Annotated in this window: 9 protein-coding genes; 7 read left to right on the top strand and 2 right to left on the bottom strand. The window is 37.3% G+C overall.

Annotated elements, in window-relative coordinates; all coding sequences use genetic code 11:
* Positions 1-461: 461 nt before the first annotated feature.
* Positions 462-1,640, bottom strand: coding sequence for an ROK family transcriptional regulator (locus ACW2QC_RS01370; protein WP_457542276.1), 1,179 nt, complete (start codon positions 1,638-1,640; stop codon positions 462-464).
* Positions 1,641-1,774: 134 nt separating this feature from the next.
* On the opposite strand from ACW2QC_RS01370, the gene ACW2QC_RS01375 reads away from it, so the two are divergent.
* The 4 genes from ACW2QC_RS01375 to ACW2QC_RS01390 all read left to right on the top strand — a co-directional run bounded on the left by ACW2QC_RS01375 (position 1,775) and on the right by ACW2QC_RS01390 (position 6,865).
* Positions 1,775-3,082, top strand: coding sequence for an extracellular solute-binding protein (locus tag ACW2QC_RS01375; protein WP_457542181.1), 1,308 nt, complete (start codon positions 1,775-1,777; stop codon positions 3,080-3,082).
* 407 nt (positions 3,083-3,489) lie between these two features.
* Positions 3,490-4,368 (top strand): carbohydrate ABC transporter permease, encoded by an 879-nt coding sequence (locus ACW2QC_RS01380; protein WP_457542182.1) that lies wholly within the window; start codon positions 3,490-3,492, stop codon positions 4,366-4,368.
* Between the two features lie 14 nt (positions 4,369-4,382).
* Positions 4,383-5,204 (top strand): carbohydrate ABC transporter permease, encoded by an 822-nt coding sequence (locus tag ACW2QC_RS01385; protein ID WP_457542183.1) that lies wholly within the window; start codon positions 4,383-4,385, stop codon positions 5,202-5,204.
* A 44-nt stretch (positions 5,205-5,248) separates the two neighbouring features.
* Positions 5,249-6,865 (top strand): glycoside hydrolase family 43 protein, encoded by a 1,617-nt coding sequence (locus ACW2QC_RS01390; protein WP_457542184.1) that lies wholly within the window; start codon positions 5,249-5,251, stop codon positions 6,863-6,865.
* A gap of 73 nt (positions 6,866-6,938) precedes the next feature.
* On the opposite strand, the gene ACW2QC_RS01395 is transcribed toward ACW2QC_RS01390, so the two are convergent.
* On the bottom strand, positions 6,939-7,559 hold the full coding sequence (locus ACW2QC_RS01395; RefSeq protein WP_457542185.1) for a YesL family protein: 621 nt from the start codon (positions 7,557-7,559) through the stop codon (positions 6,939-6,941).
* 330 nt (positions 7,560-7,889) lie between these two features.
* On the opposite strand from ACW2QC_RS01395, the gene xylA reads away from it, so the two are divergent.
* The 3 genes from xylA to ACW2QC_RS01410 all read left to right on the top strand — a co-directional run bounded on the left by xylA (position 7,890) and on the right by ACW2QC_RS01410 (position 11,511).
* Complete coding sequence (gene xylA / locus ACW2QC_RS01400) at positions 7,890-9,215, top strand: xylose isomerase (protein WP_457542186.1); 1,326 nt, start codon at positions 7,890-7,892, stop codon at positions 9,213-9,215.
* 30 nt (positions 9,216-9,245) lie between these two features.
* Complete coding sequence (gene xylB / locus ACW2QC_RS01405) at positions 9,246-10,745, top strand: xylulokinase (RefSeq protein WP_457542187.1); 1,500 nt, start codon at positions 9,246-9,248, stop codon at positions 10,743-10,745.
* A gap of 115 nt (positions 10,746-10,860) precedes the next feature.
* On the top strand, positions 10,861-11,511 hold the full coding sequence (locus tag ACW2QC_RS01410) for a ThuA domain-containing protein (RefSeq protein ID WP_457542188.1): 651 nt from the start codon (positions 10,861-10,863) through the stop codon (positions 11,509-11,511).
* The last annotated feature ends 26 nt before the right edge of the window (positions 11,512-11,537 follow it).

An 11,537-nucleotide genomic window follows, 5' to 3' on the forward strand; every position in this document is an offset into this window, starting at 1 on the left:
GGGCGTCACTCGGGCGATAACCAGCTGTACTCGGGCCATAACCGGAGCAACTCGGGCGATAACCAGAGTGGGACGCGGGGACAGGTCCCTCGTCCCACCGCGCCGCCCCGTCTTCAGTGACATCTGGGGTGGGACAACTAACCTGTCCCCATGTCCCGCTGCCTATTGTGTTGCAATAAAGAAAGCATCTTCTAAAGTAATTCACATTACTTAGAGGATGCTTTCTTTTGGTTCAAGGATAAATGGGACGAACAAGATACAACACTAAATTAGTCTCGGTTCTAAGCCGGAAATTAATAGCTTGGTACGGGGTGGGAGCATTTTTAATTCAAAAGACATCTGCCATTCGCTAATTATGCAATAGGTACGTTATGCCCTAACGTAAGGCCTATTCCTACACAAAGATAAACTTTAAACATAACCATAAAAGAAAGTTTATAATGCACCTCAAATTTTTTCTGTTACACATCAGCTGTCAAAAAATTCTCAATAGAAAAGGCTGCTACTCCTAATGCAGTTGAATGGGTGGACAACTTTGAAAAGTTTAATTTTAGATCCTCTTGATGGAACCAAAGTGAATGGTTACTAATTCTATTATTCAGTGACTCTTGAAGCCACTTTTCATAAGAGGCTAGTCGGTTTCCAATAATTACTTGTTGAGGGTTAAAAATATTGATAATATTATTTATCCCAACTCCCAAATAATCACCAATTTGCTTGAATAATTTTAGTGCTGTTTGATCATTATTCTCCGCAAGTTGATCAAGAAGTTCTAAGGTGATCTCCTCATTAGAAGGTGCCTTTATATTTAATGCTTGGGCATTATTGAGTAATGCTTGTTCTGAGGCATACAATTCCCAGCATCCTTCATTTCCACAACTACATTTAGCTCCATTAAGATCAATGGTCATGTGTCCTAGTTCTCCCGAAAAACCGTTAGTTCCTTTATACAGCTTACCATTAAGAATGAGACCGACACCAATTCCTATGCCAGCACTAACGTAAATGATGTTATCCAGGTCTTCACCTACACCGAATTTTTTCTCTCCATATGCTCCGGCATTGGCTTCATTTTCAACTATGACAGGCACTTCATATTTTTCTTCCAATACCTTTTTAAAGCTAATATTTTTCCAACCTAGGTTAGGAGCTATTAGTATTTCCCCATCATTGCTGACTGTGCCTGGAACGCCTACGCCAATTCCTACAATACCGTAAGCACTTGAAGGAGCGGACTCAAATAGGTAATTAATAATATCAAATAATTTATCCTTGATTTCATCATAGGACAAATTATTAAATTTAAACGTTTTCTCAGTGCATATATTTCCTTTTAGGTCGGTTAATACACCAAGTAGATAGTTTACACCTAAATCAATTCCGATAGAATAGCCCGCTAGCTGATTAAAAAGTAACATAACGGGTCTTCTGCCTCCATTGGATTGCCCTGGACCAGATTCATAAATGAGTTGTTCATCAAGTAATTCGCTTACTAGAGAAGATACTGTCCCTTTGTTTAAACCAGTGTGATTTGCTATATCTGCACGTGATAGAGGGGAGTATTCTATAATTGTTTCAAGAACTAACGATTTATTTCCTTTCTTTACAACAAATTGATTCCAAGTTTGGTTCATCGCAATCTCCATCACTTTCTTCTTTTTCTTCTATTATAACAAATAAAATTTTTATAACAAACTTAGTTTATCCAGTGGACAAACATGGATTGGTTTGTTATTATAAATTTGTAATATAAATTCAAAGGGGGAATTTGTTAATGAGAATAAAGAAAGCGATTACATCATTTATTGCAATTTTTGCTTTGGTTCTGTTTGTATCTGGCTGTTCAGGTTCTGGTGATGATTCAGAAGCAAGTTCTGGTGATGTTAAAACAATAAAGTTTATGCATCTATGGCCTGAAGGTAGTTCAAAAGATCATTTTGACATTGTGAATGAGATCATTGCCGATTATGAAGACCAAAATCCAGATATTAAGGTTGACCTTGAAGTACTAAGTAATGAACAATATAAAGATAAAATAAAAGTTCTATCATCTTCTGGTCAGCTTCCCGATGTTGGTATGACTTGGCCAGCAGGATACTTAGAGCCATATGTAGAGGGAGATATGTTTGCTCCATTAGATGATGTGTTAGATGAAGATGGATTACGCGATAAATTTGTATCAGGCACAACGGAAGCATATCAAGTTGACGGTAAAACTTATGGTCTTCCACTTGAGTTGAATATTGCAACAATCTTCTATAACAAAAAGATATTTGATAAATATAATCTAGAAGCACCTAAAACATACGAAGAGTTTGAAAATGTAATTTCCGTTCTAAAGGAAAATGATGTAGCTCCTATTGCTTTAGGAAATAAAGATCGCTGGACAGGTTCTTTATGGTATATGTATTTTGCTGATCGTATTGGCGGGGCAGATGTTTTAAATAGCGCAATTGATCGATCAAGTACTTTTGAAGATCCTGCGCTTATAGATGCGGCTGATAAAATTCAAGAATTAGTAGGTATGGGGGCCTTTATTAAAGGATACAACGGTCTTGCTGATCAGGAAGCTAAGAGTATGTTTATGAATTCACAGGCAGCTATGTACTTGATCGCTACTTGGGATTTACCGAACTACACTACAAATGAAGATGTTCCACAAGAATTTAGAGATTCTGTAGACTATTTTAATTTCCCAACTGTAGACGGAAAGGGAGACATAAATAGTTTTGTGGGTGGTCCTGGGGTTGGATTATTCGTCGCACAAGATTCTGATGTAAAAGAAGAAGCAAAAGCTTTTGTTAAGTACTTTGCAGAACAATGGGGAGAGAAATCTGTAACACAAGCTGGTGTTATTCCGGCGACGAAAGTAAATAGTGAGAATGTTGATCTTCCTGATATGTATCTTGATGTGTTAGATGATTTAAATGGAGCAAGTAATATTACGTTATTTGCTGACGTACAAATGAGCCCTGACGTTGCACAGGTACATTTAGATCAAATTCAAGCACTATTTGGAGAAGAAACTACACCTGAAGAATTCACGAAGAAACATGAAGAGGCTCTTGCAAAAGAAGAGTAGACTTATAGTTTGTCTAAGGATACAAAAGAACACTTCATTGATTTGAGGTGTTCTTTTGTATGCTCGGCATGATCACTCGCTATAGGGTTGAAGGTAAGACTCTAGAATAGTCGAAAATCGAGAAAGAGACTGAGGTAAATAATCAAAATAGTAGAAAATATACTATTAAACTTTGTTTAACCACTAGACAAACAAAGGATAGTTTGATATTCTTAAAACAATAGAAGGAAATTTATTATATAAAGAAAGGAGTTACTAACGGAAGATAGTAAGCGATTACAATTTAGCTGCTATTCGGTAAAAAATTTTAAAAACTTTCATGTTTAATGAAATTCACTCTACTTAAAAAAGAAAGGGTATATTCTAATATTGAGGATGTCCCTTCTAAATGATATGGGGTTGAAATTATGAACAAAGTTATGTCTAACAAGCTGTTTATTGCCTTGTATGTTTTACCGGCGCTTTTACTAGTTGGTGTGTTGATTTTCATTCCATTAATCCTAACGGGATATTATGGTTTGATGGATTGGGATGGCATAGGGGCTATGAAATTTATTGGCTTAGAAAATTATATTAATGCAATCCAGGATCTCAAGTTCTGGGACAGTGCATGGCATTCATTCTTACTGGCTGTGTTTTCAACATTAAGCCTAGTTATATACTTAGGAATATCACTTATACTAGCTTCTAAAATTAAAGGTGCGGATTTGTTAAGAAAAATATATTTAATCCCAATGCTTTTATCATCTGTAGCCATTGCACAGCTATGGATAAAAGTATTTAATCCGACGAATGGGATTTTAAATAGTATTCTAATGAGTATCGGTATTGATAGTCCCCCTTCATGGTTGGCTGAACCCAAGTTTGTTCTTTTTGCCATTTTTATTCCGATATTATGGCAATATGCAGGTTTTTATATTTTGATCTATTATGCTGCGTTGAAAAATATTCCTGAATCTTTAGTAGAAGCTGCAAAGATTGATGGTGCAACTCCCTTTCAGGTGGCTTATAAGATTAAATTACCATTGATAATGGGCGTTGTTAAAGTAACAATCGTGCTAGCTATTGTTGGATCATTAAAGTACTTTGATCTCATTTATGTTATGACTGGTGGCGGGCCAAATGGGGCAAGTGAGGTTATGGCATCATATATGTATAAACTTGCCTTCGCAAGCAATGACTTCGGATATGGGAGTGCCATCGGTTTCTTATTATTAGTTATTACTTTAATTGTCACCTTTATTGTACGTAAATTAACTACTTCCGATGAAGAAATACAGTATTAGAAAGGGGTTTACTAATGGGTCGCTTGGGATACGCATTTTTATATCTATGTCTAGGGGTAATTGCATTATTTCAAATTTTCCCAATCATTCGGCTTTTTCTTTTCTCCCTAAAAGATAACCAAGAAATTTTTTCCGGATCACCGTTTGCGTTGCCAACAGAGTTCAGGTGGGAAAATTACCAAAAGGTTTGGGAAGGCGGAATAGGAATTTATTTCTTCAACAGTGTGTGGATTACGGCATTAGCCATATTTATTACCGTTTTACTGGCAAGTATGGCTACTTTTGCTATCACACGGATGACGTGGAAATTAAGTACGTTCGTGTTAGGTCTATTTATGGTTGGTTTAATGATCCCAATTCATTCTGCTTTAATACCGTTATTTAATATGTTTTTAAATGTCAACTTAATCGATAGCCCATTTTCAATTGTGATAACGTATGCAGCCTACAATTTGCCGATTACAATGATGATATTACTTGGATTTTATTACACGTTACCTCGTGAAATTGAGGAAGCTGCTATCATCGATGGCTGTTCCATCAATCGTTTGTTTTTCCGAATTATCCTCCCAATGACAACGCCAGTAATGTCAACTACGGTCATTATTAATATGATCTATAACTGGAACGAATTTGTTTTTGTTAATACGTTTATCAGTTCAGATAAGTATAAAACATTGACAGTGGGTATTCAAAATTTCATTGGACAGTATATGACAGATTGGGGGGCAATTGGTGCAACATTAATTATAAGTGTATTACCAATTTTGCTCGCATTTATTTTCTTTAGTAACAAGGTTGTGGAAGGCATTTCTGCAAGTGCTGTGAAAGGGTAAACGTTAAAAAATATTAGAGTAGGGATAGAGAGGCGGATTAAAAAATGACAACTATTCAAAATCCGATTTTAACCGGATTCAATCCAGATCCAAGTATTTGTCGTGCAGGAGAAGATTATTATATCGCTGTTTCAACATTTGAATGGTTTCCCGGCGTTGGGATTTACCATTCAAAGGATTTAAAAAATTGGCGTCTAGCATCAAGACCACTAAATCGTTTAAGCCAGTTGAACATGGCAGGAAATCCAGATTCTGGTGGAGTTTGGGCACCGGCAATTTCGTATAGCAATGGTAAGTTCTGGTTGATCTTTACCGATGTAAAGGTGACAGAGGGACAGTGGAAAGATAGCCATAATTACCTTGTTACTTGTGATACGATTGATGGCGAATGGTCTGAACCCATCCACTTAAATAGTTCAGGCTTTGATCCATCTTTGTTCCATGATGACGATGGGAAGAAATATTTAGTAAACATGTTATGGGATCACCGTGTTGGTAACCACAATTTTTATGGAATTGTGCTCCAAGAGTATAGTGTCCAAGAGCAAAAACTTGTTGGAAAGCAAGAAATCATCTTTAAAGGAACAGATATAAAACTAACCGAAGCCCCGCATTTATATAAAATGAATGGCTATTACTACCTTCTGACAGCAGAAGGTGGCACGAAATATGATCATCAGGCTACAATTGCTCGTGCCAAGGATTTGAAGGGTCCATATGAAGTGCACTCTGAAAATCCACTGATTACGTCTATGCCTTATCCGAGAAATCCACTTCAAAAGGCTGGACACGCTTCCATTGTTCAGACACATACGAATGAGTGGTTTTTAGTACATTTGACTGGACGACCATTACCTAGAGACGGACAGCCTTTATTGGATCCACGGGGATACTGCCCGCTAGGAAGGGAAACCGCCATTCAACGAATAGAATGGAAAAATGATTGGCCTTATATTGTTGGCGGTAATCAGCCGTCGCTTGAAATAGAGGGGCCAGATATTGAGGAAGTAAAATGGGAAAAGGATTATGATGAGAAGGACGATTTTAATACGGATACATTGAATCCTCATTTCCAAACATTACGTATTCCATTAGGTGAGAATATTGTTTCATTAAAAGACAATCCTGGACATTTGCGCCTATATGGAAAAGAATCACTGCAATCAAAATTCACACAAAGTTTTGTTGCAAGACGCTGGCAACACTTTAATTTTACCGCTGAAACGAAGGTTGCGTTCCATCCGGAAACGTTCCAACAGTCTGCAGGGTTAGTGAACTATTATAATACACAAAACTGGACGTCACTTCAGATTTCGTGGCATGAAGAAAAGGGGAAGGTCCTCGAACTCATGACCTGTGATAATTTCACATTTGATCAGTCTCTTAAAGGTAAAGAAATTATTATTCCAGACCATGTGGAATATGTTTACCTTAGGGTTGATGTGAAAACAAGCATTTATGAGTACTCTTATTCCTTTGATGGGGAGAGTTGGACGGTTATACCTGTGCGATTTAAGTCTTATAAACTATCTGATGATTATATTCAAGGTGGGGGCTTCTTTACAGGTGCTTTTGTCGGTATGCAATGTCAGGATACTTCCGGGCAAAGTCAGTACGCTGATTTTGATTACTTTATTTATAAAGAAAACACGAACAATTAGAGACAGTAAAACACCCCTTTTTAGTTAGGGGTGTTTTCTTGTTTGAATTTGAGTATAGTTTTCATTATAAACCCTAATTTTCTGTACGATTCATCTTCTTTTCAACTTTCCTAAATGCATTATAACAGAACCACATCGTTATAAATGCATACACACTACCACCAAAGATAAATGCTAATGCAGGAATGGATCGCATAATTAAATAAATGGAAACTAGGCTGATGATCATAAGGAAACTATTTATTGGGCTAATTAACATGATCAAAAACGCATTTTTTAGAATGCCTCGAACTTTCATATCGTAATGAACAAAAGCTGGAAAAATATAAAAATAATATAAAACAAAAATAAGCATAAAAGCAAATAAGGGTATGTATGTCCAGGCTAAACTATTGTTTATTTTTATATAAAAAATATCAATACCAATAATTGTTGCAATACCTATTATAAACAAACCTAATCGATTACTTTTCCAAAAATCAGCTTTATAGAATTCCCAAAAAGATTTCATGATCGGAATATCTGGATTACCCTTGATCCATTTACGGATTACCGCAAACATTGCCACAGTAGCAGGAAAGAAGCCTAAGACAATTCCACCCATCAGAGAAAATAAAATCCATAAAAGGTTCACATAGGCAAATCTTGTTATCCATTCCAATCCACTATAGATTGCTCCGCTCGTAGTATTCATGAGTGAACCTCCTCAATTAGTTGATAACGTACAGGAACATTGAAAAATACCCGTTTGTGCCTAAGGGGCAATTTCTATTATACGTTATTACAAAATCACAAACCAAATGTATTCTGTATTTTATAATGGATTATAAATTAAGTATAAACTTTGTTCATGTAATAGACAAACTAATTAGGAGTTGATATAATTATTTATGAAAGCAGTTACATGGCATGATACATTATATTACTAATTACAAAATTGAGGAGGGTATAGTTGTACAGGTCTGTTTTTAGAAATTTACTTGTTTAAGTTACCCAAACTTTAAATTATTTGGAGGTATATAAAATGACATATTTCAAAAACATCAACAAAATCAACTACGAAGGTGCAACATCCACCAATCCATACGCATTCAAATTCTACAATCCACAAGAACAAATTGGTGGCAAATCAATGGAAGATTATCTTCGTTTTGCCGTAGCTTATTGGCATACATTTACAATGGACGGTTCTGATCCATTTGGCGCTGGCACAATGGTTCGTCCGTGGGATAAATACACAGGAATGGATTTAGCAAAAGCACGTGTCGAGGCTGCATTTGAATTATTTGAAAAACTTGATGTACCATTCTTCTGTTTCCATGATGTCGATATTGCTCCAGAGGGAAGCAATTTAAGAGAAACGAATAAAAATTTAGATGTAATAGTTAGCATAATGAAAGATTACATGAAGGATAGCAAAACAAAATTACTATGGAATACAGCAAATAATTTTACACACCCGCGTTTCATTCATGGTGCAGCATCATCTAATAATGCTGATGTGTTTGCTTATGCTGCAGCTAAAGTGAAAAAAGGTTTAGAAATTGGAAAGGAACTAGGGGCACAAAATTATGTGTTCTGGGGTGGACGTGAAGGTTACGAAACACTGCTCAACACAGATATGAAATTGGAATTGGACAATTTAGGCCGTTTCTTCCATATGGCGGTTGATTATGCTAGGGAAATCGACTTTGATGCCCAATTTTTAATCGAACCTAAACCAAAAGAGCCGATGACGCATCAATATGATTTTGACGTTGCCAGCGGATATGCATTCTTACAAAGCTATAATTTACAAGATCATTTTAAATTCAATATTGAGGCAAATCATGCAACACTTGCGGGACATACATTTGAACATGAACTTCGCTATGCACGTGTAAACAATATGCTTGGTTCGGTTGATGCGAATCAGGGACATCCATTGTTAGGCTGGGATACTGATGAATTCCCAACTGATTTGTATTCTACAACACTGGCAATGTATGAAATTATTAAAAATGGTGGACTTGGACGTGGAGGCCTGAATTTCGATGCTAAGGTACGCCGTGGTTCATTTGAGCCGGAAGATTTGTTCCACGCACACATTGCTGGGATGGACAGTTTCGCAGTAGGTTTAAAAGTTGCTCAAAAATTAATTGATGATAAAGTCTTAGATGATTTTACAGAGGATCGTTATAGCAGTTATAAACAAGGTATCGGATTGGACATTGTTGAAGGAAAAACAGATTTCCGTAAACTGGAGGAACATGCTCTAGGATTATCAGAAATTACCCATCAATCAGGGCGTTTGGAAAAAATTAAAGCAACCATCAATCAATATTTGTTGAAAGCTTACGCTGGAGAATAAGGCTTTAACAATAGTAGGAGAGGTGTTGCAATGAAATACGTAATTGGTATTGATTTAGGAACCAGCGCAGTGAAGATCCTGCTGGTGAATCAAAACGGGGAAGTGACGCAAGAGGTTTCTAAAGATTATCCATTAATCCAAGATAAAACCGGTTATAGTGAACAGGATCCGAACGTTTGGGTGAATCAGACAGTTGCAGGACTGTCTGAGCTTCTGAAAAACTTTGCTGGTAATAAAGCAGACATTGAAGGGATCAGTTTTTCCGGACAGATGCATGGACTCGTATTGCTTGATGAAAATCATGATGTACTGCGTCATGCTATACTTTGGAATGACACGCGGACAACCGCTGAGTGCCAGCAAATTTATGATACGGTTGGTAAAGAGCGCTTGTTAGAGATAACAAAGAATCCTGCATTGGAAGGGTATACTTTACCGAAGATACTTTGGTTGAAGCAACATGAGCCAAAGCTTTATGCGAAGGCTAAAGCATTTGTACTGCCAAAGGACTATCTGCGCTACAAACTCACAGGTGAATTGCATATGGAATACTCTGATGCCGCTGGGACATTATTATTAAATGTCGGCGAGAAAGAGTGGAGCAAGGAAATCTGTGATTTGCTCGGAATTGATTTAACCATTTGTCCACCATTAGTAGATTCCTATGAAGAAGTAGGAAAAATTACTTCGGAAATAGCAGAAGCTACTGGGTTGTCACATGAAACACGTGTATTTGCTGGTGGAGCAGACAATGCGTGTGGTGCAATTGGTTCTGGAATTCTGGAAGATGGCCAAACACTTTGTAGTATAGGAACGTCTGGGGTCGTGCTTTCCTATGAGTCTAGTAATGATAAAAACTTCCAAGGAAAAGTCCATTATTTTAATCATGGTGCACCGGATGCCTTTTACACGATGGGTGTGACACTTGCGGCAGGCTACAGTCTGAGCTGGTTTAAAGATGTTTTTGCAAAAGACGAAACATTTGAGGATCTAGTAGCTGAGGTAGGAACAGTTCCTGCAGGATCAAATGGCTTGCTGTTTACACCATATGTAGTCGGAGAAAGAACGCCGCATGCTGATGCATCCATTCGCGCTAGCTTTATTGGTATGGATAGTTCACATGAAAGAAAAGACTTCGTGCGTGCGGTAATGGAAGGGATCACTTTTTCATTAAATGAATCGATTGCCATTTTCCGTAGAAACGGCAAAACCATTGATACGATCGTTTCTACTGGTGGCGGTACGAAAAATGAAGACTGGCTACAAATGCAGGCTGATATTTTCAATGCGAAAATTGTGAAGCTTTCCAGTGAACAAGGTCCCGGCATGGGGGCGGCTATGCTGGCAGCTTATGGCTGTGGGTGGTTTAAGTCCTTAAAAGATTGTGCCGACAAATTTTTAAAAGTAGACAAGGAATTTAAGCCGAAGAACGATAATGTTGAAAAATATAGGGAGTTATTTGCCATTTATCAGGAAGTATATGGCCAGACAAAAGCGTTAAACAAACAATTAGTACAATATAGAAAATAGGATTGTTCCGTGAGAATGGTGGTAGTTTTATTATACCACCATTCCTATTATTATTTATGAAAACGCCAACATTCAGTTGAGCTCCCTCTATCACTTTGTTAGGAGTTGGTTAATTATGAAACAAGCTTTAATTTTTCAAGGTGGCTGGGATGGACATGAACCAGAAGAAGTTGCTAGGATTTTAGCCGGTATCCTTAAGGAAGAAAATTTTGATGTAAAGGTTACAAATACATTAACAACACTTGAGGAAGAGGATTTAAACACTTATGACTTAATTGTTCCAAACTGGACACAGGGTACAATTAAGAATAGTCAATTACGGCCCCTCATTGATGCTGTTGCAAATGGAACTGGATTAGCTGGTCTTCATGGTGGACTAGGAGATTCTTTTCGCTGGGAGCCGGAATACCAATTTATGGTTGGAGGCCAATGGGTAGCCCACCCAGGAAATGATGGTATCACTTATAACGTACATATTGTGGACCCTGATCAACCACTTACCAGGGGAATGAAAGATTTTACAGTTGTATCTGAGCAGTATTATATGCATGTGGATCCGGCAGTTAAGGTTCATGCTACAACAAGATTTCCAGTAGCAGATGGCGCTTACCAAACGAATGGAGTGGTTGATATGCCAGTGGTTTGGACAAAATCCTGGGGAAAAGGAAAGGTCTATTATTGTTCATTAGGACATATTGCAGAAATTGTTAGAATGCCGGAAGTTATCCAGTTAATGCGAAACGGCTTCATTTGGGCAAGCAGATAAAGAATATGCTGAGATAAATAGATTGG

It is taken from the genome of Virgibacillus sp. FSP13, assembly GCF_054048505.1.